Origin of the sequence: Streptomyces sp. NPDC015144 (assembly GCF_043079735.1) — a bacterium.
Classification (GTDB): domain Bacteria; phylum Actinomycetota; class Actinomycetes; order Streptomycetales; family Streptomycetaceae; genus Streptomyces.
The window spans coordinates 40,402-65,388 of the sequence record NZ_JBIBUU010000020.1 but is presented as its reverse complement, the minus strand read 5'-3'; the positions used below and the strand labels follow the sequence as shown (position 1 = coordinate 65,388).

Sequence of the window (24,987 nt, the reverse complement as noted above, 5' to 3'; positions counted from 1 at the left end):
CTCGGGGCGCCCGAAGCAGGTCTATGAAGCCGCCCCTCGGCCGGCTCCGCGTGATCGCGACGGCCGACCGGTGCCGATCAGTCGGCGGCGCCGGCGGGAACGGGAACCTCCGCGGCCCCGCCGCCTTCTTGCGTGGAGGGCCGCAACTCGCGGAGTTCCGCGATGGCGGCCTCGAAGTCTTCGAGTGTGTCGAACGCCCGGTACACGGACGCGAAGCGCAGGTACGCGACGAGGTCGAGTTCCCGCAGGGGGCCGAGGATGGCCAGGCCCACGTCGTGCGTGGTCAGCTCGGCGCTCCCGGTGGCCCGTACCGCCTCCTCGACCCGCTGGCCGAGCTTGGCGAGGGCGTCCTCGGTGACCGGCCGCCCCTGGCACGCCTTGCGCACCCCGGAGATGACCTTGGTCCGACTGAAGGGCTCGGTCACACCGCTGCGCTTCACCACCATCAGCGAACAGGTCTCCACCGTCGTGAAACGGCGGGCACAGTCGGGACACTGGCGACGGCGCCGGATCGACGTGCCGTCATCGGTGGTGCGACTGTCGACGACCCGGCTGTCGGGGTGCCTGCAGAAGGGGCAGTGCATGGCTCCGAACCCTCCTTCACAGCACGACTGAATAGCCTCACCAGGGCCCGCCGGGGCCCTTCGAAGCTGTCACAAGCATAGGCGATGGCCACACCCTCGATCGACCGAGGACCACAACCTCTGGGCGGCCGGAGCAATCCAACCACTAGATCTTGGGTTTGGTCCCGCATTCGGCCCTACCGCGTGTCGCCCGTGACGGGCGACCGGCAGGCAGCGTAGCGGCCGCATCAGAGGTTACGGGAACGGCGCGGCGGCCGGGATCGCGGGTCCCTCCCGACGGCCCCGGACGGGCGCCCGCCCTCGCCCCGGGCGGAGGCGTCCACCCACCCTGCGGACCGGTCCGCCCGGACCTGGCACATTGTTCTCGCACATACACCTGACCGAGAACACGCGACAGGCTTTTATCCCTTTTTCACTCGAACGTGTGTTTGGCGCAACCTTTCGAAAGCCACTACCGTTGTCCAGCCAGGGAGACCATTCGAGAGGGGCCGACGTGACCACCACCGCAGACAGCGCCACCATCACCGCCCAGGACCGCTCCCAGGGCCGATTCGAGCCGGTGCATGCCATGAACGACTCAGTCACGAACATGGACGGGCCGGATTCCGCGCGCCCAGCGCGCTCCTTGCCCGGCCGCCCTCCCGGGATCCGGGCGGACAGCTCGGGGCTCACGGACCGGCAACGCCGTGTCATCGAGGTGATCCGGGATTCCGTGCAGCGGCGCGGCTACCCCCCCTCCATGCGGGAGATCGGCCAGGCGGTGGGCCTCTCCAGCACGTCTTCCGTGGCGCACCAACTGATGGCCCTGGAGCGGAAGGGCTTCCTGCGTCGCGACCCCCACCGGCCCCGGGCGTACGAGGTCCGCGGTTCGGACCAGCCCAGCTCGCAGCCCACCGACACGACCGGCAAGCCCGCGGCATCGTACGTGCCCCTGGTCGGCCGGATCGCGGCGGGTGGCCCCATCCTCGCCGAGGAGTCGGTCGAGGACGTCTTCCCCCTCCCCCGCCAGCTCGTCGGTGACGGTGAGCTGTTCGTTCTCAAGGTCGTCGGCGATTCGATGATCGAGGCGGCCATCTGCGACGGCGACTGGGTCACCGTCCGCCGCCAGCCCGTCGCGGAGAACGGCGATATCGTGGCCGCCATGCTGGACGGCGAGGCCACCGTCAAGCGCTTCAAGCGGGAGGACGGCCACGTCTGGCTGCTTCCGCACAATGCGGCGTACCAGCCGATTCCGGGCGACGAGGCGACGATCCTCGGCAAGGTGGTGGCCGTCCTGCGGCGGGTGTGAGGCCCGCCCCCTCCGACCGGGCCCCGGGATCCACTGCGCCGATCCCGGGGTCCGCTCATGTCCGCACCGGGACCCCGGCCGGGGTCCCGGTGCGGACAGCCGTCCGCCTTGGCCTCTACCGCCCGTCCGCCTTGGCCGCCGCGTCGATCGCCGCGAGCGAGCGACGCGCCTGGTTGCGGTCGGTGGTGTACCAGAAGTCGGGCAGCGAGGCGCGCAGATAGCTCCCGTACCGGGCGTTGGCCAGACGGGGGTCGAGCACGGCCACCACGCCCTTGTCCCCCGTCGCCCGGACGAGCCGGCCGGCGCCCTGGGCCATCAGCAGCGCGGCATGCGTGGCCGCGACGGCCATGAAGCCGTTGCCGCCCGCCTCCTCGACCGCCTTCTGGCGCGCGCTCATCAGCGGATCGTCGGGGCGCGGGAAGGGGATGCGGTCCATGACCACCAGCTGGCAGCTGGCCCCGGGCACATCGACGCCCTGCCAGAGCGAGAGCGTGCCGAAGAGGCAGGTCTCGGGGTCGGCCGCGAAATTCTTGATCAGCTCGCCGAGGGTCTCCTCGCCCTGGAGGAGGATCGGCTTGTCCAGCCGGCCCCGCAGCTCCTCGGCCGCGGCCTGGGCGGCCCGCATCGAGGAGAACAGCCCGAGCGTGCGCCCGCCCGCCGCCTCGACCAGCTCGGCGAGCTCGTCCAGCATGTCGGTACGGGAGCCCTCCCGCCCCGGCGTGGCCAGATGCCGGGCGACGTAGAGAATGCCCTGCTTCGGGTAGTCGAACGGCGAGCCGACGTCCAGCCCCTTCCACTGCGGGAGGTCCTCGCCCTCGGTGCCCTCGGGGGCCAGCCCGAGCGAGGCACCCACCCCGTTGAAGTCGCCGCCGAGCTTCAGCGTGGCCGAGGTGAGCACGACGGACCGCTCGGTGAAGAGCTTCTCCCGGAGCAGCCCCGATACGGAGAGCGGGGCGACCCGCAGCGAAGCACCGAACCGGTCGTGGCGCTCGAACCAGACGACGTCGTACTCCGAACCCTGGGTGATCCGCTCCGCGACGCCGTGGATCGACTCCACCGAGGCCAGGGCCTGCTTGCGCACGGCGTCCTCGTCCTGGACGGACTTGTCGCGGGTCGCGCCCAGGGCGGAGATCACCGTGCGCGCGGCATCGCGCAGGGCGAGCAGCGCGTAGTTCAGATCCTCGGGGACCTCCTCCAGGCGGCCGGGGAGCGCCAGCTCCATCACCCGCTCGAACCCCTCCGAGGCGGTCTGCAGCGCGTCGGCGGCCTTCTCGTTGACCAGCTTCGCCGCCCGACGGACCGCCCGGTTGACCTGGCCCGGGGTGAGCTCGCCGGTGGCCACGCCGGTGACCCGGGAGACCAGCTCATGGGCCTCGTCGATGATCAGCACCTCGTGCTGCGGGAGCACCGGGGCCCCTTCGATCGCGTCGATGGCGAGAAGGGCGTGGTTGGTGACCACGACATCGGCGAGCTTGGCCCGCTCACGGGCCGCCTCCGCGAAGCACTCGGCCCCGTACGCGCACTTCGAGGCGGACAGGCACTCGCGCGAGGAGACGGAGACCTGTGCCCAGGCGCGGTCGGAGACGCCCGGGGTGAGATCGTCGCGGTCCCCGCTCTCCGTCTCGTCCGACCAGTCCCGTAGCCGGATCAGGTCCTGGCCGAGCTTGCTCGACGGGGCGGCGGCCTCGAACGGGTCGAAGAGCCCCTCCTCCTCGTCCTGCGGCACCCCCTCATGGAGCCGGTGCAGACACAGGTAGTTCGACCGGCCCTTGAGCATGGCGAACTGGGGGCGCCGTCGCAGCAGCGGGTGCAGGGCGTCGACCGTACGCGGAAGGTCGCGCTCCACCAGCTGGCGCTGGAGCGCCAGGGTCGCCGTGGCGACCACCACCCGCTCCCCGTGCGCGAGCGCGGGCACCAGGTAGCCGAGGGACTTTCCGGTGCCGGTACCGGCCTGGACGAGCAGATGGGATTGGTCGTCCACGGCCTCGGCGACGGCCTCGGCCATGGCGGCCTGACCGGGGCGTTCCGCACCGCCGACGGCGGTCACGGCGGCGTGCAGGAGCTCGGGGAGGGATGGCTTCGTCATAGCCCGACCAGCGTACGGGTCGCCACTGACAACAGCGGTCACTCCCGGACTCCGGCGGCGGGGTCGAGCGGGTTGGGCACGGTTCCGTGGCGGGCGGCGTGCGGGCGCCGCGGACGGTCCCGGTAGCCGTCCTCGTGCAGCCGGTTGCGGTTCAGACAGAGGCGCTCGATCTCGGGAGTGAGCAGGTCGAACATCTCGAACCGGTCCTTGAGCTCCGGGAAGCGGGCGTGGTGGCGCAGGATCTCGGCCCGGACGAGTGACCAGAATTCGTCCTCGGGGACCGCCAGCTGCTCCTCGCAGAGCGCCGACAGGAAGCGGAACACGCCGACGAAGAGCCCGGAGTGGATGAACTGGGTGAGGAAGGAGGGGTCCTCGGTGAGCAGGATGCGGCGCACCTCCTCGGGCATCGTCTCGTGCTCCGGCAGCGGCTGGGAGCTGACGTTGACGTCGTCGACGAAGTCCTTGATCGCCAGGCGTACCGGCACGTCCCGTTCGTCGAAGACCACGATGGCGTTCTCACCGTGCGGGGAGAAGACCGTGCCGTACCGGTAGAGGAAGTGGAGCAGCGGCGGGAGCAGGGCGGCGAAGAGGTGGGTCAGCCAGACGGTGGGGGTCAGCCCGGAGCGGGCGACGAGCTCGGCGGTGAAGGCGCGACCGTGCGGGTCGGTGTGGAGCAGCGAGGCGAGGGTCCGGGCCCGCTCACCGGGGACGAGCCGGGGCAGCAGCGGCTCGCGCCAGATCGCGCCGAGGATCTCCTTGAACTGGTACGGAACCTCGGGGAGGCGGTCGTAGAGCGGATGCTCGACCGTCACGGAGGCGACCTCGCCGAGGAGGACGACCCGGCAGGTGTCGCGGAGGAAGGCGTCCTGGTCGCGCAGGCCGTGCACCCAGGTGGTGACGGCGGGGGCGGCGAGGGTCCGCTCGGTCGGCAGTCCGCGCCAGACCAGGGTGTTGAGGATCGACAGCGGCAGCTTGACGGAGTGCCGGTCCGGACGGCTCACATTGCTGAAGGTGCGGATGGACTGCTGGGGCAGCCGGAGGTCCGGGTCGGCGTGGAGCGGCACGATCTCCCCGGCGGCGAGGGCGGGGGCGAAGAGCGGAACGATCCATTCGTCCCACTGCCAGGGGTGCACGGGGAGGAAGAGGTAGCCGCCGGGGTCGAGCCCCCGGGAGCGGAGCACCGCGTCGAAGGAGGCTCGGACCGAGGGGGCGAGCTCATGGGCGTAGAGCTGCTCCGGGCCGGTCAGTCCGGCGGCTCCCCGGTAGGCGGCGATGGTGGTGGAGACGGCGATCCACGGCAGGGCGAGCGGGGTGCGGGCCTCGGGGGCGTAGCGCGCGGCGTCGGCGGCGGAGAGGCCGAGGCGGCCCTTGTTCGCGACGAGCCAGGGGTGGCCGGTCTGGTGCCCCTCCAGCTCCGCGTAGTCGAGGTCGGCCAGCTCGGCGGCGGTGAGCGCGGTGTGGTCGAGGCGGGCGTCGGCGGCGAGGGTGGTGGTGATCTCGCGGATGAGGTGCCCGAGGGTGGCTCCGTCGACGCCGAGCAGCCGACGGGCGCGGACGAGGAAGCGGAGGGGATCGCGGAAGGGTGTGGCGCCGGCGACCGGTCCCCCGCCGGGTGGCGGCGCCGGGGTCTCCAGGACGGAGTCCGGGACGATGTGCCAGCTTCCGTACGCCCCCCGCCGGGCACGGAAGGCGAGGCTGCCGCCGTCGTCGAGGGCGAGGGTGTACGTGTCGCCCCGGCCGGCTCGACGGACCGGCTCGACGACTCCCTCGTAGGCGAACTGTTCGAGCGTCTTGGCGAGCAGCCGGGCGGCGGCCCGGTCCCAGGCCGTGCGGTTCAGTTCGGGCGTGCGGAGCGGTGAGGCGGACTCCGCTGTTGGTTCATGGCTCTCGGGATATGTAGGCACGGGGACTCCTCGGGGTGGAACCCAGGGGGTTCGAACGGGGTGAATGGGGCAATGGTTCGTTCACAGTTGGGCACGGTGGATTCGGTCGCGGACCATCAGGGCGGCTTGCTTGTCGGGGAGTTCCAGCTCCGCGGAGAAGCGGAAGCCGGCGCTCAGGAACGCGGAGACGGACGGGGTGTTGCGGAGGTCGGGCTCGGCGACCACCCGCGCGCACCGGGGGCGGTGGTCGAGGACGAGATCGGCGACGGCCCTCAGCAGCGTGGTGCCGATGCCGTGACCGCGGTCGTTCACACCGCCGATGAGCAGGTGGATCCCGGTGTCGTGCGGGCGGGCCGGGTAGTGGCGGGCCAGCGGGTCGAGATCGGCGCGGTAGATCTCCCAGTAGCTCATGGGGACACCTCCGAGCACGCCGAGGCAGGGCACGCTGCGCCCGTCGCCGTTGAGCTGGGGGCGCAGATGGGCGGCCGTGACGGCCTCGGGCCCGGCCAGCTCCCAGAAGGCCGCGACCGCCGGGTCGTTCATCCACCGGCTGAGCACGGCCAGGTCGCGCTCCAGCCGTACGGGGACGAGCTGGAACACCCCGGCCGACGTGGCGACGGGGCGCCAGTCGGCCGGGCGGTCGAGCAGGTACGAGTGGGCCGCCGTCGGCTCCTCGCCGGCCCCCCGGTCCGGGTCGTCCCCGACGGCTCGGGCGTCCTCGCCGCACAGGGCGCGGAGTTCCTCGGGAAGTTCCAGGTCCAGGGTGTCGTCGGCGCCGGTGTCGGCCGGTGGGACGGGGCCGGTACCGGCGTCGGCGTACGCGTCGGCGGGAGCCACGGGGGCGTTCTCCTCTCGGCGGTCGGTCGGTGGCCGGGCCCTCAGGCGTGCAGGGGGTTGGCCATGGTGACGTAGACGGACTGGGTGTCGACCGGCCCGACCAGCTCGTCCAGGCCGTGCATCCGGGTCAGCAGATTGGCCTTGCAGCGCAGGTGCGGTTTCTCCAGCAGGTGTGCGGTGAGCGGGGAGCCCAGACCGGCGGCCGAGCCGAGGAACCGGCGGAAGGCCGCGATCAGTACCCGCTCGTCGGCGAGGCGCTGGGCGCCGAACGCCCCGATCAGGCCGAACACGTGGTTGATGCCGAGGTAGTAGGCGAACCGCTCGTCGGTGACGGCGTCGGAGACGAAGGTGTCGCTCAGCGCGCCGATGCCGGGGAGCCGCTCCTCCAGCGCGGCGCGGTGGGACTCGCGGAAGTAGTAGCCCTGGTTGTCCCGGTACCGGCCGCCGGCCGGCCACCCCTGCTGGTCCAGGAGCACCAGGGTGTTCTGCTGGTGCGCTTCGAGGGCCACCCCGGCCCGGCCGTCGAGCCAGAGCACCGGGCGTACGACGCGGTCCAGGTAGCGCAGGAACCACTCGGTGGCGACCGCGCCGGTTCCCCGGCCGGTGGCGGCGGCCAGCGCGTGCACGATCCCGGCGAGCCGCGAGCGCATGCCCGGCCGCCCCGGCCAGGGGCGGGGCGCGGTCAGGGCCGCGATGCAGACGGCGTCGTCCAGCGGCCCGAACGGGTTGTGCCGCAGGATCACGTCGAGGCCCCGGACGGGGGTGGCGTCCGGACCGTCGACGGCGAGCCAGGCGGGGTCCCGGACGATGTCGAACTCCGGGTGGGCGGTGTGCCATTCGGTGGCGAGTCCGCTGCGGAGCAGCCGGTGGACCTCGACGCCGCGGTGGAGTTCCTTGCGGAGGTTCTCCCGGCGGGAGTTGGTGATGCGGACGCCCAGGGAGAGCTTGAGCATGACGTCGGCGCCGGGCCGGTGCACGGTACGGACCGAGGAGGTGGGGTGCCAGTGCTCGCCGTGCGGTCCCAGGTCGTGGAGGAGCCCGGCGTCGAACAGGGCGGCCACCTCGGGGCGGTGGCGCAGTTCACGGGCCTGCCAGGGGTGGAGGGGCAGCGGTGTGGTGCCGTCCGGCAGTCGTAGCCCTTCGGCGTGGGCGGCGACCAGTTCGGCGGCGGGCACCGGGCGGCCCTTGTCGGTCCAGGCGGAGTCGGTGGCCAGTACGGACCGGTCGACGGCCATCCAGTGGAGCGGGAAGGAGCCGTGCGACTCGGGCGAGTAGAGCCGGGACTCGGCCTCGGAGAGCCCCTCGCGGCTCTTGGGGGTGGGGTGCAGCGGGTGGCCGAGGAGCAGGGACTGTTCGGCGGTGAGGAAGAGGTCGACGCCGGCCGGGGGATGCGGGGCGCCGCGCCGTTCGGCGATGAACTCCGCGGTGCGGCGCACCGAGTCGGCCACCCGGGCCACCAGGTCGGCGCCGTGGTCGCGACCGGCCTCGCGGCCCAGGAGGGCGGCGACGGTGACGGCGTCGGCGGGTGGTGCGCCCTCGGGCGCCCCCTCCAGGGCGGGCGGGCCGAAGCGGTGCCAGCCGGTGTCCGACCAGTGCAGGACGGGGACGAGCAGGGCCGTTCCGCTGGCGGGGAGGGGGACGCGGAGCACGGGCCCGTCCGGGCCGGGCAGCCCCGTCTCCCGGACCCAGCAGCGCAGCAGGTTCTCGGTGCCCGCCGTGTCGGCGGCCCGGTGCGGGTCCGGGTGGTCGAGCGGATCGGCCGGTGCCCCGGCGGGGAGCAAGGCTCCGGCGGGGTGGCGTTCCTCGGGCGGGGCCGTCATCTGCCGCGGCACGAGGGACTGTTCGAGGACGAGCGGGCCGGCGGTCCCGGCCTGTGCGCACTGCGGAGTGGGGGAGGCTCCGTCGATGTGGGGGGTGGGGGTGGGGTTCACGGTGGTCTTTCTCGTGAGGGCGTCCGGGGTCAGCGGACCGACCCGGTCGTGATCCGGCGGTGCGGCAGCCGCTCGGCGGCCGCCAGGGCGTCGGCGAGGCGGTCCACGACCGCGGTCGCCTGTTCATCGGTGAGGGTCAGGGGCGGGAGGAGGCGTACGACGGTGGAGTGGCGTCCGCCGAGTTCGACGATGAGGCCGCGGCGCAGGCACTCCTGCTGGACGGCGAGGGCGAGGGCGGGGGCCGGCGGGGGTTCGGGGCCGTCGCCGTCGGCCTCCGGGTCGACCAGCTCGATCCCGATCATCAGGCCGCGTCCGCGCACGTCGCCGAGGGTGGGGTGGTCGGCGGCCAGCGCCCGCAGGCGGGCGAGCATCCGGGCGCCGAGGGTGGCGGCGCGCTCGGCGAGACCGTTCTCCCGTACGTAGGCGAGGGTGGCCGTACCGGCGGCCATCGCGAGCTGGTTGCCCCGGAAGGTGCCCGCGTGGGCGCCGGGCTGCCAGGTGTCGAGTTCGGCCCGGTAGACGATCACGGCGAGCGGGAGGGAGCCGCCGATCGCCTTGGAGAGCACCATCACGTCGGGCACGATCCCGCTGTGCTCGACCGCCCAGAAGGCGCCGGTGCGGCCGACCCCGGTTTGGACCTCGTCGGCGATCAGCGGGACGGAGCGGGCCTCGGTGATCGCGCGCATCCGGCGCATCCAGCCGTCCGGCGCCGGATTCACCCCGCCCTCGCCCTGGACGGGTTCGAGGATCATCCCGGCGGGCAGGGGGGTGCCGGACTTGGGGTCGTCGAGGAGGTTCTCGGTCCACCGGGCGGCGATCTCGGCGCCGCGCTCCCCGCCGACGCCGAAGGGGCAGCGGTAGTCGCGCGGGAAGGGCAGCCGGGTCACCGCGACGTCCTCGGCGCCGCCGGACGCGGCGAGCGCCCCCGCCGTCATGCCGTGGTAGGCGCCGGTGAAGGCGAACAGGCCGCTGCGCCCGGTCGCGCCGCGGACCAGTTTGAAGGCCGCCTCCACCGCGTCGGTGCCCGCCGGTCCGCAGAACTGGATCCGGGCGTTCTCGGCGAACCGCCGGGGCAGCGTGGCGAACAGCTCCGTGGTGAAGGCGTCCTTGACCGGGGTGGCCAGATCGAGGACGTGCAGCGGCGCCCCCGAGTCGATCACCTTCTTGATCGCCTCCAGGACGACCGGGTGGTTGTGCCCGAGCGCCAGGGTGCCCGCGCCGGAGAGGCAGTCGAGATAGCGCCGCCCGTCCGCTCCCTCGATGGTCAGCCCGCGGGCCCTTACCGGCACGATCGGCAGCGAGCGCGCATAGGTCCGGGCGGCGGATTCCCGCAGGGACTGGCGGCGCAGAATCCCTTCGTGCACCGCCGGTGCTGCCACCGGGGCTGATTCGGTCACGGCCACGGCTTTCGGTCCTCCTGCTGTAACGGTTGCGTTGCACATCGGTTCGCCGGCGCGCACGGACAAGGTGCGGGGTTGAACGCTGTTCCCGGCGCTTCCGCACGTACCAACGACGCCGAACGCGGTGGATCACGGGTAAATCGGAAGATCCTTGCGGCCGCGGAACCACGGACCTGCCGGTCGCCGTCCCCATCGGCACCGGCATAGTGGGGGCCGCACAGGAAACCGGACACTCGTCCGATCGTCCTCGGAGGTGTTCGGAGCGGCCGGCTCGGAGCGCCGCCGAAGTGCTGTACGGAAGTGTTGGGTTACGGAAGTCCCAGGGGGATCACCACATGCGACTCGTTCGACCGGCTCTCGCCGCACGTCAGGGGAAGGGGCGCCGTCGGCCGGTGCTCGCCGTGGCCGCCGTGGCCGCGGCCCTCGCGCTGACCGCCACCGCCTGCGGGCCCGAGGAGGACAACGCGGACGGCGCGTCGAGCGTCTCCGCCGACCCGTCCGCGGACGGCAAGATCAAGATTCCCGAGGACCTGAAGAACCGCCTCAAGGAACACGGGATCGATCTCGACAAGTGGAAGAACGGCGAGTGGAAGAACTGGGACAAGGAGACCTGGCTGCGTGAGGCCAAGGACTTCGTCAACCCGATCATCGAGGGGCTCTGGGACCCGGACCGCATGCGGGACGCGGACAAGTCCCCCGAGCAGCCGGTCGACAACGACATCTCCGGCGACGCGGGCGTGACGGACCCGACACCCGTGCCGGTCCGGGCCACCGGTGTCGCGACGCCGTACCACGACAGCGCCCCGGCGTCCGGGAAGCTGCTCTTCGACAGCCCCGAGGGCACCATGGTCTGCTCCGCGACCGTGGTCACGGACCCGGCGCACCCCGGGAAGTCCAACCTGGTGTGGACCGCCGGGCACTGCGTGCACGCGGGCAAGAAGGGCGGCTGGTACCGCAACATCGCCTTCGTGCCGTCGTACAACAACGAGGGCATGCCGACGTCCGCGCTGAAGAAGGCGACCAAGGAGCAGATCGCTCCCTACGGCGTGTGGTGGGGCGACTGGGCGCAGACCTCCGACCAGTGGATCTCGCAGGGGGCCTCCTCGGGCGGCCAGGGCGCGCCCTACGACTACGCGGTGCTGCACGTGACGCCGGAGAAGGGCGCGACGGGCAAGTCCCTGGAGGAGACGGTCGGTTCGGCGCTGCCCGTCGAGTTCAACGCCCCGGCCGTGCCGAAGATCTCCGCCATGACGGCGACCGGCTTCCCGGCCGCTCCGCCGTACGACGGCCAGAAGGCGTTCCAGTGCCAGGACCGGCCGGGCCGGCTCTCGCTGACCGCGCAGGACCCGACGATGTACCGCATCGGCTGCTCCATGACCGGCGGCTCCTCCGGCGGCGGCTGGGTCGCCACGGGGCAGGACGGCAAGCCCGCGCTGGTCTCGAACACCTCCATCGGCCCGGTGACCGCCGGCTGGCTGGCCGGTCCGCGCTTCGGTGACGTGGCCAAGGGCATCTACGAGTCGGTGAGCAAGAAGTACGCGGGACAGTGAGGCGGAATCGCCAACTCCGGCCATGTGCAAGGAGTTGACGTCCAACCGGGGCCCCCGGCGCGCGACTGGCGCGCCGGGGGTCCCTCGCTTCGCACCCGCCCGGCGATGGCGCGAAGCACACCCCCGGCCGTCATAAGGTGGCCCCTGCGCAGGTCGGCCGCCGAGCACAGGACCGCCGATCTGTGTGACAAGTTCATGGCAATTCAGGTATTTCAGGGGGAATCGGTTCCATGCGATCCATACGTCCACTGCTCGCCGCGACCGGCCTCGTCGCCGCCCTCGCGCTGACGACGACGGCCTGCGGCCCCGAGGAGGACGGCGCGGCCGCCCAGCCCTCGGCGAGCGCCACGGCCGGTCAGGACGGCGGCGGTGCGCTGCCCGGCGGCCTGGCCGACACGCTGAAGAAGCACGGCGTCGACCCGGAGAAGTGGAAGAACGGCGAGTGGAAGAACTGGGACAAGGACAAGTGGCTGCGTGAGGCCAAGGACTTCGTCAACCCGGTCATCGAGGGGCTCTGGAACCCCGACCGGATGAAGTCGGCCAAGGACCCTGCGAAGACGATGGCCGCCGGCGACGTCACCGGCGGCCAGGGCGTCTCCGACCCGGAGCCCAAGCCGGTCCAGGCCGAGCGGGAGAAGACGCCGTACCACAACTACGCGGCCCCGGTCGGCAAGGTGTTCTTCGACTCCCCCGAGGGCTCGATGGTCTGCTCGGGCACGGTCGTCAAGGACCCGCAGAACCCGGGCAGGTCCAACCTGGTGTGGACCGCCGGACACTGCGTGCACGCCGGTTCGAGCGGCGGCTGGTACCGCAACATCGCCTTCGTGCCCGCGTACAACGACCAGGGCAAGTCCGCTGCCGCGCTGCGCAACGCGCAGCCGCAGGAGGTCGCCCCGTACGGCGCGTACTGGGCGGACTGGGCGACCACGTCCGGCGAGTGGATCAAGGACGGCGGCCCCACCGGCGGCGAGGGCGCCCCGTACGACTACGCGGTGCTGCACGTGAAGCCGGAGCAGGGCACCAAGTCGCTGGAGGAGACCGTGGGCAACGCCCTCGAGGTCGAGTTCGACGCCCCGGAGATCTCGCGGATCAGCGGCATGGGCGCCTGGGGCTACCCGGCCGCTTCCCCGTACGACGGCCTGATCATGCACAAGTGCGTCGACCGCCCGGGCCGGCTCTCGATCAGCCCGAACACCCCGGCGATGTACCGCATCGGCTGCACCATGACCGGCGGCTCCTCCGGCGGCGGCTGGTTCATCGCGGGCCCGGACGGCAAGTCCGTGCTGGTCTCCAACACCTCGATCGGCCCGGTGACCTCGGGCTGGCTCGCCGGTCCCCAGCTCGGCGCGGGCGCGAAGGCCGCCTTCGACGCCACCAGCAAGCGGTTCTCCGGCCGGTAGATCCTCTCCGCCGAACGGCCCGAAGGCCCGCCCCCGGCAAGGGGGCGGGCCTTCGGCTCGTTGTCGGACGGTGCCGTACGGGACGGTCAGTGCGCCACGGCGACGAACGAGGAGAGCTCGGCCGCCAGTTCCTCGTGCACCCGGGCGCGGATCAGCGTGCCCTCCGAGGTGTGCTCCTCGGAGACCAGCTCGCCCTCGGCGTGCACCCGGGAGACGAGTCCGCCCTGGATGTACGGCACGAGCGCCTCGATCTCGACCGACGGCCTCGGCAGCTCCGCGTCGATGAGCTGGAGCAGCTCGTCGATCCCGGCACCGGTGCGCGCCGAGACGGCGATCGCGTGCTTCTCGATGCGCAGCAGCCGCTGGAGCACCAGCGGATCGGCCGCGTCCGCCTTGTTGATCACCACGATCTCGGGCACGTCCACCGCGCCGACCTCGCGGACCACCTCGCGCACCGCGGCGAGCTGCTCCTCCGGCGCCGGATGGGCGCCGTCCACCACGTGCAGGATCAGGTCGGAGTCGCCGACCTCCTCCATCGTGGAACGGAACGCCTCGACGAGGTGGTGCGGCAGATGCCGTACGAACCCGACGGTGTCGGCCAGGGTGTAGACCCGGCCGCTCGGCGTCTCGGCCCGGCGGACGGTGGGGTCCAGGGTGGCGAACAGGGCGTTCTCCACCAGGACGCCCGCCCCGGTCAGCCGGTTCAGCAGGGAGGACTTCCCCGCGTTGGTGTAACCGGCGATGGCGACCGACGGCACCTTGTTGCGCTTGCGCTCCTGGCGCTTGATCTCGCGGCTCGTCTTCAGCTCCGCGATCTCCCGGCGCATCTTCGCCATCTTCTCGCGGATCCGGCGCCGGTCCGTCTCGATCTTGGTCTCACCGGGACCACGGGTGGCCATGCCCCCGCCGCCGCTGGAGGACCCGCCGCCGCCCATCTGACGGGAGAGCGACTGGCCCCAGCCGCGCAGCCGCGGCAGCATGTACTGCATCTGCGCCAGCGAGACCTGCGCCTTGCCCTCGCGGGACTTGGCGTGCTGGGCGAAGATGTCGAGGATCAGGGCGGTCCGGTCGACCACCTTGACCTTGACGACGTCTTCCAGGTGGATCAGCTGGCCGGGGCTGAGCTCACCGTCGCAGACGACGGTGTCGGCCCCGGATTCGAGGACGATGTCCCGCAGCTCCAGCGCCTTGCCGGAACCGATGTAGGTGGCCGGATCGGGCTTGTCACGGCGCTGGAAGACGGCGTCGAGTACCTGGGCGCCCGCCGTCTCCGCCAGTGCGGCCAGCTCGGCGAGGGAGTTCTCCGCGTCACGCACCGTCCCCGAGGTCCAGACGCCGACCAGCACCACGCGCTCCAGGCGCAGCTGCCGGTACTCGACTTCGGTGACGTCGTCGAGTTCGGTGGAGAGCCCGGCAACACGCCGCAGCGCGGCGCGCTCGGAGCGGTCGAACTGCTCGCCGTCCCGCTCTCCGTCGATCTCCTGGCTCCAGGCGACGTCCTCTTCCATCAGGGCGTCGGCCCGAAGGCCCTCGGTGAGGCTCTCGGTCATGTTCTCCGTGGCGCTCTGCGCGTGCTGCGCGTCCTGGGGAAGGGAAGAAGAGGAGGTCATTGGATCCTTACGTCGTTGGAAACCCGTTGCATCAGTCACAACGCGTGACCCCTTCCGAAGATTCCCGAGGGGGATTCTCCGGTCCGGCCGCCGCGGCGACCCGTCGATAGTGGCACGCGCCGCTCCCGCCGGTCACCCCGTTTACGGCTTCCCGGCCGGGGCGTCGCTGTGCCAGTCCGGGTGGCCGGGCATCGGCGGGGTCTTCGTCCCGTACAGCCAGGCGTCGAGGAACGCGGTCAGGTCGCGGCCCGCGGCGCGCGACGCCAGCCGGACGAAGTCCGCGGTGGCGGCGTCGCCGTCCCGGTGCTGACGCACCCATTCCCGTTCCAGCAGGTCGAAGGCGCGCTCACCGATCTCCTGGCGCAGCGCGTACAGGACCAGTGCGCTGCCGTCGTACACCACCGGCCGGAAGAGGCTGATCTTCTCTCCGGGGACCGGGGCGTCGGGGCGGGCCGGGGGGCCGCCCGCGGCGCGCCAGCCGTCGGACCGGGTGTAGGCCGCGCGCATCCGGCTCTCCAGGGACGGGCCGCCGTGCTCCTCGGCGTAGCGGGCCTCGTACCAGGTGGCGTGCCCCTCGTTCTGCCACAGGTCGGACCAGCGCCGGGGGGCGACGCTGTCGCCGAACCACTGGTGGGCCAGCTCGTGCACCATGATCGAGTCGAGGTACCAGTCGGGGTAGCCGCTGTCGAGGAAGAGGGCCCGCTCGAAGAGCGAGAGCGTCTGGGTCTCCAGCTCGAAGCCGGTACGGGTGTCGGCCACCAGCAGCCCGTAGGTCTCGAAGGGGTAGCGGCCGACCTTCCGCTCCATCCACTCCAGCTGGGCGGGGGTCCTGCTGAGCCGGGGTTCGAGCCGCTCGCGGTCGGCGGCGGGCACCACGTCACGGACCGGGAGCCCGTGCGGACCCGTCCGGTGCAGGACGGCGGAACGCCCGATGGAGACCTGGGCCAGTTCGGTGGCCATGGGGTGGGCGGTGCGGTACGTCCAGGTGGTGTCGGTGCCGTGCCGGAACTCCCCGGTGGGCAGCCCGTTGGCCACCACGGTGAGGTCGCGCGGGGCGGTGACCCGGAAGGTGAAGTACGCCTTGTCGGCGGGGTGGTCGTTGCTGGGGAAGACCCGGTGCGCGGCGTCGGCCTGGTTGGCCATCGCCAGCCCGTCGGAGGTGCGTACCCAGCCGCCGCTGTCCTCGGAGCCGGTCGGATCGCTGGTGTGGCGGACGGTGATCCGGACCGGAACCCCGGCGGGCAGCCGGACGACCGGCTGGATGACCAGGTCCTCGTCCTTGAGCGCGAAGTCGGCGCTCAGGCCGTTGACCTCGACGGAGCGGACGGTGCCCCGGGTGAAGTCGAGGTTGATCCGGTCCAGCGGCGTGGTGGTCCGGGCGTCGATCCTGGTGACGGCGTCGAGCGGCTTGCTGTTGTCGCCGTGGTAGGCGAACGAGATGTCGTAGGAGCGGACGTCGTAGCCGGGGTTGCCGAGCTCGGGGAAGAGCGGGTCCCCGATGCCGAGCGGCACGGGTGAGGGGAGGGTGGCTGCGACCAGGGTGGCGGATGCGGCGGCCAGCAGGACGGCCCGCAGCCGGCGGGAGATGAACGGCATGGACTACCGCTACCAGCGACTCCCCGCCGGACAGGCGCGGCGCGCGCCGCGCCACCCGAATGAGAACGGTGTGGCGGATGGCGGCGGCCCCGGGCCGTTCCTTTCGGGCCGGGCCGGCTCCGGACCGCCGCGCGCCCCTCATGGTCCGGACGGAACGGCCCGGGGCGTCCCGTCCGGGTCAGACCGCGGCGGGCCGGTGGGCGCGGCTCACGTCGTACACCCCCGGCACCTCGCGCATCGCACGCATCAGGGCCGGGAGCCCGGCCGCGTCGGGCAGTTCCAGGGTGTAGGTGTGGCGGACCCGCTGTTCGCTGGGGGGCTCCACGGTGGCGGAGACGATGGCCGCCCCGGCGGTGGCGATCGCCTCGGTGAGGTCGGCGAGCAGCCGGGGGCGGCCGAAGGACTCGGCGACCAGGGTGACCCGGCAGTCGGTGGCCTCGCCCCAGCTCACCCCGACCGGCGTCCGCCCGGCGGACCGCATCCGGGTGACGGCGGAGCAGGCCTGCCGGTGCACGGTGACCGCGCCGCCGTGCACGACGAAGCCGGTGACGGCGTCGGGGGGCGCCGGGGTGCAGCAGCCCGCGATCCGTACGGAGGCGTCCGGCCGGTCGGTCACGGTGGGAACGGCACCGGCGGGCTCGGCGAACGCGGCGGTCCGGGCGTGTCCCGTCGGCTGTCCGGCGCCGGTCCGCTCGGGGCGGGCGCCGTGCGGGGCGCGGGTGTCCTCGGGGTGGGTGTCCAGCCAGCCGCTGATGGCGATGCGGGCGGCGGGGGTGCGGGCGTGGTCCAGCCAGTCCGGCGACGGGCCCGACGCGGCGTCCTCGGCGAGGAGCGGCTGCACGGTGTCGCCGTCGTGGAGCACGGTGCCGAGGGTGGCGAGGCGGCCGTTGACCCGGGCGCCGATGCAGTGGTGGGCGGCGTCGCCGTACTGGGCGTAGGCGGCGTCGACACAGCTGGCTCCGGCGGGGAGCCCGAGCGTGCCGCCGTCGGTCCGGAAGACGGTGATCTCGCGGTCCTGGGCCAGGTCGGCGCGGAGCGTGGTCCAGAAGGTGTCGGGGTCCGGGGCGGACTGCTGCCATTCGAGGAGGCGGGAGAGCCAGCCGGGGCGGGTGGGGTCGGCGCGCTCCCCGTCGGCGGGTTCGGACCCCTGGGAGCCGGGGGCGCCGTCGGAGGCGTACGGATTGCCGAGGGCGATGACGCCGGCCTCGGCGACCTTGTGCATGCGGTGGGTGCGGATGAGGATCTCGGCGACCGCTCCGTCGGGGCCGACGACGGCGGTGTGCAGGGACTGGTACAGGTTGAACTTGGGGGCGGCGACGAAGTCCTTGAACTCGGAGATCACCGGGGTGAAGCAGGTGTGCAGCTCGCCGAGGACCGCGTAGCAGTCGGCGTCCTCCCCGACGAGGACCAGGAGCCGGCCGAAGTCGGTGCCGCGCAGTTCGCCGCGCTTGGCCCCGACCCGGTACACGGAGACGAAGTGGCGCGGACGGATGAGGACTTCGGCCGGGATGCCGGCCTCGCGCAGCACCGTCGTGACGTTCTCCGAGATGGCGGTGAGCGGATCCTGACGGCCCGTCGTGGAGCCGTCCCCCTGCGCGGCGGCGATCAGTGCGCGGGTCCGCTCGTACTCCTCGGGGTGGAGGATCGCGAAGACCAGGTCCTCCAGCTCGGTCTTGAGGGCCTGCACCCCGAGCCGTTCGGCCAGCGGGATCAGTACGTCCTGCGTGACCTTGGCGATCCTCGCCTGTTTCTCGGGGCGCATCACGCCGAGGGTGCGCATGTTGTGCAGCCGGTCGGCGAGCTTGATCGACATGACCCGGACGTCGTCCCCGGTGGCGACCAGCATCTTGCGGAAGGTCTCCGGCTCGGCGGCCGCCCCGTAGTCGACCTTCTCCAGCTTGGTGACCCCGTCGACGAGGTAGCGGACCTCGTCGCCGAACTCCTCCTGGACCTGATCGAGGGTCACCTCGGTGTCCTCGACGGTGTCGTGGAGGAGCGAGGCGGTGAGCGTCGTGGTCTCGGCGCCGAGCTGGGCGAGGATCAGCGTGACCGCGAGCGGGTGCGTGATGTACGGCTCGCCGCTCTTGCGCATCTGGCCCCGGTGCGAGGACTCGGCGAGTACGTAGGCCCGGTGCAGGATCGAGAGGTCGGCGTCCGGATGGTGGGCGCGGTGGGCCTCCGCCACATGGCCGATGGCGTCGGGCAGCCGGTCGCGGGAGGTGGAGCCGCGCAGTGCGACCCGGCCGAGCCTGCGCAGGTCGATCCGGGGACGAGCCCGTCTGCGGATGGGAGCACCTGGGCTGGCGGCCTCTGCACTCATGGGGGGCACCTCCGGCGACGTCGACCGGCGGCGGGAGGGCGCGGTCGCGCTCCGGGCCGGTGCTTGATGCTATCGAGCCCACCACGTGGCGGAGTGCCGCTCTCGCCCAGCGTGAAACGGATCACCCGTTCGAGCGAAGATCCAAAGCCCGTTGTTTGGTCCGGACCGGGCTCGCGCGCCCTTCCGGTCAGCCGGTCAGCGCCTCGTACCAGGCGGGGTCGAGGTGCCCCTCGGCGACGATCTCGGCCGGTCCGGTCATCTCGATCTCGCCGTCCGGCAGTTCGGTGATCACGAGCGTGCCGCCGGGCAGGTCGACGGTGTACGTCGCCGGGGTGCCGGTCCGCGCGGGGTCGGCGCCGTCCCGGCGGGCCGCGGCGACGGCCACCGCGCAGGCGCCCGTGCCGCAGGAACGGGTCTCGCCGGAACCGCGCTCGTGGACCCGCATCGCGACGTGGCGCGGCCCCCGGTCCACCACGAACTCGATGTTCACGCCCTCGGGGTAGACCGCCGCGGGGCTGTAGGGCGGCACGGAGAGCAGGTCCCCGGCGTGGGCCAGGTCCTCGACGAAGGCGACCGCGTGGGGGTTGCCCATGTTCACGTTGCGGGCGGGCCAGCTGCGGCCGTCGAGGGTGACGGTGACCCCGTCCCCGGGCAGCAGCGCGCGCCCCATGGAGACCGTGATGGCGCCGTCCTTGGCGATGTGGACCTTCTTGACGCCGCCCCGGGTCGCCACGGCCAGGTCGCCCGCCTCGACGTGTCCGGCGCGCTGGAGGTAGTGGGCGAAGACCCGTACCCCGTTGCCGCACATCTCGGCGATCGAGCCGTCGGCGTTGCGGTAGTCCATGAACCACTCGGCCTCGTCCGCCATGCCCCGCGCCTCGGGGTGCGCGGCGGACCGTACGACGTGCAGCACCCCGTCGCCGCCGATTCCGGCGCGGCGGTCGCAGAGCCGGGCGACCGCGGCGGCGGGCAGGTCGAGCCCGTTGTCCGGGTCGGGGATGATCACGAAGTCGTTCTCGGTGCCGTGACCCTTGAGGAAGGCGATCTGCGAGGTGCTCACGAAAACAACTGTACGGAACGGGGGCGGGTGACGGCCTCCCGGCCCTCGGGAGGCCGGGGCGCGGGTCAGCGCAGCCGGGCCACCCGCCAGATCGCCAGCGCGACCAGCGTGCCGCAGACGACCACGTACAGGGCGACCACCCGCCAGTCGGACCGCTCGCCGGATCCGCGCTGCGCCAGCCCCGGCCAGGTGTACCCCACCCGGCGGGCGGCCATCATGCCCCAGCCCGCGGCGCAGCCGCTGATCAGGAGGCCGAGCATGGCGACGACCGCGCCGCCGTCGCCGAACTCGAAGGCCAGCGGGAAGGCGAACATCAGCGAGCCCACCGCGGCGAGCATCACGATCGGGGCCAGTTGCCAGATGCGCAGCCGGCGCGCGGGCCGCAGCTCGACCTCGACCTCGGGGGTCGTTTCGAGCTCGTCCGGCCCGTCGGGGCTCAGACCCGCCGCTCCGTGCAGCGCGTCCGGTACGTCCTGTTCAGTGTCGTGAGGGCCGGCCTCCATCGCCACGCGCCCTCCCAACTCGGACTCCACTGGTCGATCGATGCTCGATGATGGCACGCTCCGGGGCACCGAAATGACGGCCAGGGCTTCCCGATGCCATCACGTGATCAGGCTGTAACCGCTCGTTCGACCAACGCCAGCGCCCGGTCCGGGAGTTCCCCGCGGTCCTCGGCCCCGCCGCTCAGCCAGTGGACCCGCGGGTCGCGGCGGAACCACGAATCCTGTCGGCGGGCGAACCGCTTGGTGGCGCGGACGGTCTCGGTCCGCGCCTCGTCCTCGGTGCACTCCCCGGCCAGCGCGGCGAGTACCTGCTGGTAGCCCAGGGCCCGGGAGGCGGTTCGCCCCTCGCGCAGCCCCCGCGCCTCCAGGGCCCGCACCTCGGCCACGAGTCCGGCGTCCCACATCCGGTCGACCCTGAGGGCGATCCGTTCGTCGAGTTCGGGGCGGGCCACGTCGACGCCGATCTGGACGGTGTCGTAGACCGGCTCCTCGCCGGGGAGGTGGGCGGTGAAGGGTTTGCCGGTGATCTCGATGACTTCGAGGGCTCGGACGATGCGGCGGCCGTTGCTCGGCAGGATGGCGCGGCCCGCCCCGGGGTCGGCGGCGGCGAGGCGGGCGTGCAGCGCGCCGGGGCCGCGCTCGGCCAGTTCGGCCTCCAGGGCGGCCCGGACCTCCGGATCGGTGCCGGGGAACTCCAGGGCGTCGATGGCGCCCTTCACATAGAGGCCGGAGCCGCCGACCAGGATCGGGGTGCGGCCGGCGGCCAGCAGCCGGTCGATCTCGGCGCGGGCCAGCCGCTGGTACTCGGCGACGCTGGCGGCCTCGGTGACGTCCCAGATGTCCAGCAGGTGGTGGGGGACGGAGCCGCGCTCGGCGGGGGTCAGCTTCGCGGTGCCGATGTCCATGCCCCGGTAGAGCTGCATGGAGTCGGCGTTGACGACCTCGCCGTCGAGCTGCTGGGCGAGGAAGACGCCCAGGTCGGACTTTCCGGCCGCCGTGGGGCCGACGACGGTGATGACCCGCGGGGCGGGAGCTGAGCTTGTCACCGCCACAGTCTCGCAAACCTCCGACCGCATCCCGAACGAGTGCGCTCCGGCCGCCCTGCCCCGCGACCCCGGACAACGCGCTCACCTGCGCACACCAGTAGAATGCGGATACGTATGGGTGTTTTTTCACAGTTCTGAAGAAGCATCCGGCCACAGTCCCCCAGCAGAGAAGGTGCCTGATGGGCTTCCTGGACAATTTGAAGGCGAAGCTGGGCCCCGCCAAGGAAAAGGTCGGCGAACTCGCGCAGCAGCACGGGGGCAAGATCGACCAGGGGCTCGAGAAGGCCGCGCGGACGGTCGACGAGAAGACCAAGGGCAAGTACAGCGACAAGATCGAGTCGGGTACGCAGAAGGCCAAGGACGCGGTCGAGCGCCTGGCCCACAAGAACGAGGGCGGCACGCCGCCCGCCTCCTGAGCCGAGGGCCCGACAGGACCGGCGGACGGCCCGGCGGCGGTGGCCGCCGGGCCGTCCGCTGGCGTGTTCCCCGCCCTCCGGGCTCAGGACCAGGCGGCGACCAGATAGCCCACGCCGTACGGCGCCTCCTCGCGCAGCAGCCGTCCGGTGAGCCCGGCCCCCCGCGCCGCGCCCGCGAGCACCTGCCAGGGGGCCCGGCCCGCCGCCTTGAGTTCGTGCGCCAGGGTCGCGTCCAGCGCGATCAGCGCCTCGGGGTCCGCCGCGCCCAGCGCACGGGCGGCGGCCGCGTCGAAGGGCTCGGCGCGCTCGTCCAGGTAGCCGGGGGCCTTGAGCGTGCGGCAGGCGCTGCCGTCGCCCATCACGAGCAGCGCGACCCGGTCCGCGCGGGCGGCCAGCTCCCGCCCCGCGTCCACGCAGCGGCCGGTCTCCAGCCGCTCCTCCACCCCCAGTCCCTCGACCGGCCCGCCCGTCCACCCGGCCCGGGACAGCAGCCAGGCGCCGACTGCCAGGGACGGCGGGAGCGACGGGGACGCGCCCTCTTCCGCCTCGCGTCCGAGCCGTACGCCGAGGTCGACGCCGAAGCCCCGGAAGCTGCCGGTGGCCCCTTCCGCGTGCGGGCCGCGCCCCGAGGGGTCGGCGGGCCCGACCACGACCAGCAGGTCGGGGCGGGCGGCGGCGAGCGCGTCGACGGCCTCGGCGCAGGCGTCCCGTACGGCGTCGAGCTCGGGGGCGGCTCCGGCGGCGACCTCGGGCACCAGCAGGGGCGGGCAGGGGCAGACTGCGGCGGCGACAAGCATGGGGGGCAGCGTACTGCGTGGCCCCGAAGCTCCGCCGCCGCGTCCCGTCGGGTCAGTCGCAGCCGCAGCCGGGGGCCGTGGCGGCGGGCAGCGGCGCGGGGGCCCCGATGCCCGGCAGCCCGAGCATCACTCCGGCGGGCTTGGCGGCCTCGGCGGCGTTGCGCTTCTCCCAGGCGTCCCCGGCGCGGGTGCGCCGCACGGCGACCGGGGCGCCCTCGGCGAGCAGGTGGTGCGGGGCGGCGTAGGTGATCTCGACGGTCACCACGTCGCCGGGGCGCACCTCTCCGTCCGGCTTGGTGAAGTGGACCAGGCGGTTGTCGGGGGCACGGCCGGAGAGACGGTGGGTGGCGCCGTCCTTGCGGCCCTCGCCCTCCGCGACCATGATCTCCAGGGTCCGGCCGACCTGCTTCTTGTTCTCCTCCCAGGAGATCTCCTCCTGGAGCGCCGACAGCCGCATGTAGCGCTCCTGCACGACCTCCTTGGGGATCTGGTCCGCCATCTCGGCGGCGGGCGTCCCGGGGCGCTTGGAGTACTGGAAGGTGAAGGCGTTGGCGAACCGTGCCTCGCGGACCGTGTGCATGGTCTGCTCGAAGTCCTCCTCGGTCTCGCCGGGGAAGCCCACGATGATGTCGGTGGAGATGGCGGCGTCCGGCATCGCGGCGCGCACCTTCTCGATGATGCCCAGGAAGCGTTCCTGCCGGTAGGAGCGGCGCATCGCCTTGAGGACGGTGTCGGAGCCCGACTGGAGCGGCATGTGGAGCTGCGGCATCACGTTGGGGGTCTCGGCCATCGCGGCGATCACGTCGTCCGTGAAGTCGCGGGGGTGCGGCGAGGTGAAGCGGACCCGCTCCAGCCCCTCGATCCGCCCGCAGGCGCGGAGCAGCTTGGAGAACGCCTCGCGGTCACCGATGTCGGAGCCGTACGCGTTCACGTTCTGGCCGAGCAGGGTGATCTCCGAGACGCCCTCGGCGACCAGGGCCTCGATCTCGGCGAGGATGTCGCCGGTGCGGCGGTCCTTCTCCTTGCCGCGGAGCGCGGGGACGATGCAGAAGGTGCAGGTGTTGTTGCAGCCGACGGAGATCGAGACCCACGCCGCGTACGCGGACTCGCGGCGGGTGGGGAGCGTGGAGGGGAACGCCTCCAGGGACTCGGCGATCTCGATCTGCGCCTCCTCCTGGATGCGGGCGCGCTCCAGCAGGACGGGCAGCTTGCCGATGTTGTGCGTACCGAAGACGACGTCGACCCAGGGGGCGCGCTGGACGATGGTGTCGCGGTCCTTCTGCGCCAGGCAGCCGCCGACGGCGATCTGCATGCCGGGGCGCCTGGTCTTCATGGGGGCGAGGCGGCCGAGGTTCCCGTAGAGCTTGTTGTCGGCGTTCTCCCGCACCGCGCAGGTGTTGAAGACGACGACGTCGGCGTCGCCGTCCGAGCCCTCGGCGGCCCGTACGTACCCGGCGCCCTCCAGCAGCCCGGACAGCCGCTCGGAGTCGTGGACGTTCATCTGGCACCCGTAGGTGCGCACCTCGTACGTCTTCAAACCGTCCACTACTCCACCAGCCACGTCGTTGCCGCTCACCCGTCAAGGGTAAGGGCTGCGCCGACCGCCCCCGTGTGGGATACCCGACCGCCGGGCGACGGCCCTGGTCATCGCGGGGACGGGCTGGCAGGATCGCGCCATGCTCCAGGCCCTCTCCCGCGTCGGCGGACGACGTGTTCTCCAGGCGTGCGCCGCCGCCGTCGTCGTGTCCGGGCTGCTGCTGTGGTGGCTGGCGCCGTTCGGGACGCCCGCGCCGACCGGCACGCTGACCTTCAGCACCGGTGTCCGCAGCGGCGTCTACCAGCGCTACGGCGAGCGTCTGATGGGCGATCTCGCCCGCGACCTGCCCAAGGTGTCGATAGAACTGCAGACCAGCGAGGGTTCGCAGCAGAACATCGCGCGGGTGGCGACCGGCCGGGCGGACTTCACCATCGCCACCGCCGACGCCCTCGCCACCTATCTGCGCGACGGCAAGCCCGGCGCCAACACGCTGCGGGGCTGTGTGCGGCTGTACGACGACTACATCCAGCTGGTCGTGCCGCGCGACTCCGATGTGCGCCGGGTCGCCGATCTGCGCGGCAAGCGGGTCGGGGTGGGGCAGGAGGGCTCGGGGGTCCGGCTGGTCGCCGACCGGCTGATGACGGCGGCGGGGCTCGACCCCGCGCACGACGTGGTGCCGGTCCCCTCGGGCATCGACACCATGCCCGCGGAGCTGGAGAGCGGGCGGCTGGAGGCCTTCTTCTGGTCCGGCGGGCTGCCCACCACCGCCGTGCAGGAGCTGTCGAACAGGTTCCGGATCCGGCTGGTGCCGCTGGAGGCCGCGCTCGTCAAGGAGCTCCAGGCGGCGGGCGGCTCCGCGCGCTACTACCGTTCGGCGACGATGCCCGCCGACGCGTACCGCAATGTGCAGCAGGGCCAGGCCGTGCCGACGGTCGCGGTCGCCAATGTGCTGGTGACCACGGAGCGTTCGAACGCGGCGCTGACCGAGGCGTTCACCCGGACCGTGATCGACAGCCGGGACCGGATCGGGCGCGAGGTGCACGCGGCGCAGCTGGTGGACCTGCGGACCGCGATCTACACCGATCCGTTGCCGCTGCACGAGGGCGCCAGCCGTTACTACCGCTCGGTCAAGCCCTGACCCGG

Annotated in this window: 19 protein-coding genes; 5 read left to right on the top strand and 14 right to left on the bottom strand. The window is 72.7% G+C overall.

The features are described 5' to 3' along the window. Positions 1-77: 77 nt before the first annotated feature. The gene (nrdR, locus tag ACF08W_RS28265) at positions 78-584 is read right to left on the bottom strand and encodes a transcriptional regulator NrdR (RefSeq protein WP_352279523.1); all 507 of its coding nucleotides are present in this window, start codon (positions 582-584) and stop codon (positions 78-80) included. A 493-nt stretch (positions 585-1,077) separates the two neighbouring features. On the opposite strand from nrdR, the gene lexA reads away from it, so the two are divergent. Further along, positions 1,078-1,872: a transcriptional repressor LexA gene (gene lexA, locus ACF08W_RS28260; RefSeq protein WP_352279525.1), complete on the top strand. Its 795-nt coding sequence runs from the start codon at positions 1,078-1,080 to the stop codon at positions 1,870-1,872. Positions 1,873-1,987: 115 nt separating this feature from the next. On the opposite strand, the gene ACF08W_RS28255 is transcribed toward lexA, so the two are convergent. Genes ACF08W_RS28255 through ACF08W_RS28235 form a run of 5 tightly spaced genes read right to left on the bottom strand, consistent with a single transcriptional unit; the run spans position 1,988 to position 10,012 of the window. Beyond that, a complete protein-coding gene (locus ACF08W_RS28255) occupies positions 1,988-3,958 on the bottom strand; it encodes an ATP-dependent DNA helicase (RefSeq protein WP_385205351.1) in 1,971 nt (656 codons plus the stop codon). Between the two features lie 38 nt (positions 3,959-3,996). After that, entirely contained in the window at positions 3,997-5,862 is a 1,866-nt protein-coding gene (locus ACF08W_RS28250) for an IucA/IucC family protein (RefSeq protein WP_392280942.1), read from the bottom strand. A 60-nt stretch (positions 5,863-5,922) separates the two neighbouring features. Further along, a complete protein-coding gene (locus ACF08W_RS28245) occupies positions 5,923-6,678 on the bottom strand; it encodes a GNAT family N-acetyltransferase (RefSeq protein ID WP_385205345.1) in 756 nt (251 codons plus the stop codon). A 41-nt stretch (positions 6,679-6,719) separates the two neighbouring features. Next, positions 6,720-8,609 (bottom strand): IucA/IucC family protein, encoded by a 1,890-nt coding sequence (locus tag ACF08W_RS28240; protein ID WP_392280941.1) that lies wholly within the window; start codon positions 8,607-8,609, stop codon positions 6,720-6,722. Positions 8,610-8,638: 29 nt separating this feature from the next. After that, entirely contained in the window at positions 8,639-10,012 is a 1,374-nt protein-coding gene (locus ACF08W_RS28235; RefSeq protein WP_392280940.1) for a diaminobutyrate--2-oxoglutarate transaminase family protein, read from the bottom strand. Between the two features lie 332 nt (positions 10,013-10,344). Here ACF08W_RS28235 and ACF08W_RS28230 point away from each other — a divergent pair, with 332 nt between their 5' ends. After that, positions 10,345-11,559, top strand: a complete 1,215-nt coding sequence (locus ACF08W_RS28230; protein ID WP_392280939.1) for a trypsin-like serine peptidase — start codon at positions 10,345-10,347, stop codon at positions 11,557-11,559. Positions 11,560-11,789: 230 nt separating this feature from the next. After that, positions 11,790-12,959, top strand: a complete 1,170-nt coding sequence (locus ACF08W_RS28225; RefSeq protein WP_392280938.1) for a trypsin-like serine peptidase — start codon at positions 11,790-11,792, stop codon at positions 12,957-12,959. Between the two features lie 86 nt (positions 12,960-13,045). On the opposite strand, the gene hflX is transcribed toward ACF08W_RS28225, so the two are convergent. The 6 genes from hflX to miaA all read right to left on the bottom strand — a co-directional run bounded on the left by hflX (position 13,046) and on the right by miaA (position 21,094). Further along, positions 13,046-14,569 (bottom strand): GTPase HflX, encoded by a 1,524-nt coding sequence (gene hflX, locus ACF08W_RS28220; protein ID WP_392280937.1) that lies wholly within the window; start codon positions 14,567-14,569, stop codon positions 13,046-13,048. A 141-nt stretch (positions 14,570-14,710) separates the two neighbouring features. Continuing rightward, positions 14,711-16,165, bottom strand: a complete 1,455-nt coding sequence (locus ACF08W_RS28215; protein WP_392280936.1) for a M1 family metallopeptidase — start codon at positions 16,163-16,165, stop codon at positions 14,711-14,713. Positions 16,166-16,343: 178 nt separating this feature from the next. Further along, positions 16,344-18,485, bottom strand: coding sequence for a RelA/SpoT family protein (locus ACF08W_RS28210; RefSeq protein WP_392280935.1), 2,142 nt, complete (start codon positions 18,483-18,485; stop codon positions 16,344-16,346). 187 nt (positions 18,486-18,672) lie between these two features. Next, entirely contained in the window at positions 18,673-19,545 is an 873-nt protein-coding gene (dapF, locus tag ACF08W_RS28205; RefSeq protein WP_385205323.1) for a diaminopimelate epimerase, read from the bottom strand. Between the two features lie 65 nt (positions 19,546-19,610). After that, a complete protein-coding gene (locus tag ACF08W_RS28200; RefSeq protein ID WP_352279599.1) occupies positions 19,611-20,048 on the bottom strand; it encodes a hypothetical protein in 438 nt (145 codons plus the stop codon). Between the two features lie 107 nt (positions 20,049-20,155). Beyond that, positions 20,156-21,094 carry a tRNA (adenosine(37)-N6)-dimethylallyltransferase MiaA gene (gene miaA / locus ACF08W_RS28195; protein WP_392280934.1) on the bottom strand — a complete coding sequence of 313 codons (939 nt, stop codon included), beginning with the start codon at positions 21,092-21,094 and terminating at the stop codon, positions 20,156-20,158. Between the two features lie 179 nt (positions 21,095-21,273). On the opposite strand from miaA, the gene ACF08W_RS28190 reads away from it, so the two are divergent. After that, positions 21,274-21,510 carry an antitoxin gene (locus ACF08W_RS28190; RefSeq protein WP_352279543.1) on the top strand — a complete coding sequence of 79 codons (237 nt, stop codon included), beginning with the start codon at positions 21,274-21,276 and terminating at the stop codon, positions 21,508-21,510. Positions 21,511-21,593: 83 nt separating this feature from the next. Here the strand turns inward: ACF08W_RS28190 and ACF08W_RS28185 are convergent, their stop codons facing one another. Both ACF08W_RS28185 and miaB read right to left on the bottom strand, forming a co-directional pair. Beyond that, entirely contained in the window at positions 21,594-22,307 is a 714-nt protein-coding gene (locus ACF08W_RS28185) for a class III extradiol dioxygenase subunit B-like domain-containing protein (RefSeq protein WP_392280933.1), read from the bottom strand. 52 nt (positions 22,308-22,359) lie between these two features. Continuing rightward, entirely contained in the window at positions 22,360-23,853 is a 1,494-nt protein-coding gene (miaB, locus tag ACF08W_RS28180) for a tRNA (N6-isopentenyl adenosine(37)-C2)-methylthiotransferase MiaB (RefSeq protein ID WP_385206365.1), read from the bottom strand. A 130-nt stretch (positions 23,854-23,983) separates the two neighbouring features. Between miaB and ACF08W_RS28175 the strand changes: the two genes are divergently transcribed. Further along, positions 23,984-24,982 (top strand): TAXI family TRAP transporter solute-binding subunit, encoded by a 999-nt coding sequence (locus tag ACF08W_RS28175; RefSeq protein WP_352279546.1) that lies wholly within the window; start codon positions 23,984-23,986, stop codon positions 24,980-24,982. The last annotated feature ends 5 nt before the right edge of the window (positions 24,983-24,987 follow it).

What these genes read in the sequence shown, in the direction of transcription:
- hflX (WP_392280937.1), bottom strand. Translation starts at nt 14,569, where the DNA reads ATGACCTCCTCTTCTTCCCTTCCCCAGGACGCGCAGCACGCGCAGAGC.
- ACF08W_RS28215 (WP_392280936.1), bottom strand. Translation starts at nt 16,165, where the DNA reads ATGCCGTTCATCTCCCGCCGGCTGCGGGCCGTCCTGCTGGCCGCCGCA.
- ACF08W_RS28225 (WP_392280938.1), top strand. Translation starts at nt 11,790, where the DNA reads ATGCGATCCATACGTCCACTGCTCGCCGCGACCGGCCTCGTCGCCGCC.
- ACF08W_RS28210 (WP_392280935.1), bottom strand. Translation starts at nt 18,485, where the DNA reads ATGAGTGCAGAGGCCGCCAGCCCAGGTGCTCCCATCCGCAGACGGGCT.
- ACF08W_RS28230 (WP_392280939.1), top strand. Translation starts at nt 10,345, where the DNA reads ATGCGACTCGTTCGACCGGCTCTCGCCGCACGTCAGGGGAAGGGGCGC.
- ACF08W_RS28175 (WP_352279546.1), top strand. Translation starts at nt 23,984, where the DNA reads ATGCTCCAGGCCCTCTCCCGCGTCGGCGGACGACGTGTTCTCCAGGCG.
- ACF08W_RS28185 (WP_392280933.1), bottom strand. Translation starts at nt 22,307, where the DNA reads ATGCTTGTCGCCGCCGCAGTCTGCCCCTGCCCGCCCCTGCTGGTGCCC.
- ACF08W_RS28255 (WP_385205351.1), bottom strand. Translation starts at nt 3,958, where the DNA reads ATGACGAAGCCATCCCTCCCCGAGCTCCTGCACGCCGCCGTGACCGCC.
- nrdR (WP_352279523.1), bottom strand. Translation starts at nt 584, where the DNA reads ATGCACTGCCCCTTCTGCAGGCACCCCGACAGCCGGGTCGTCGACAGT.
- ACF08W_RS28190 (WP_352279543.1), top strand. Translation starts at nt 21,274, where the DNA reads ATGGGCTTCCTGGACAATTTGAAGGCGAAGCTGGGCCCCGCCAAGGAA.
- ACF08W_RS28200 (WP_352279599.1), bottom strand. Translation starts at nt 20,048, where the DNA reads ATGGAGGCCGGCCCTCACGACACTGAACAGGACGTACCGGACGCGCTG.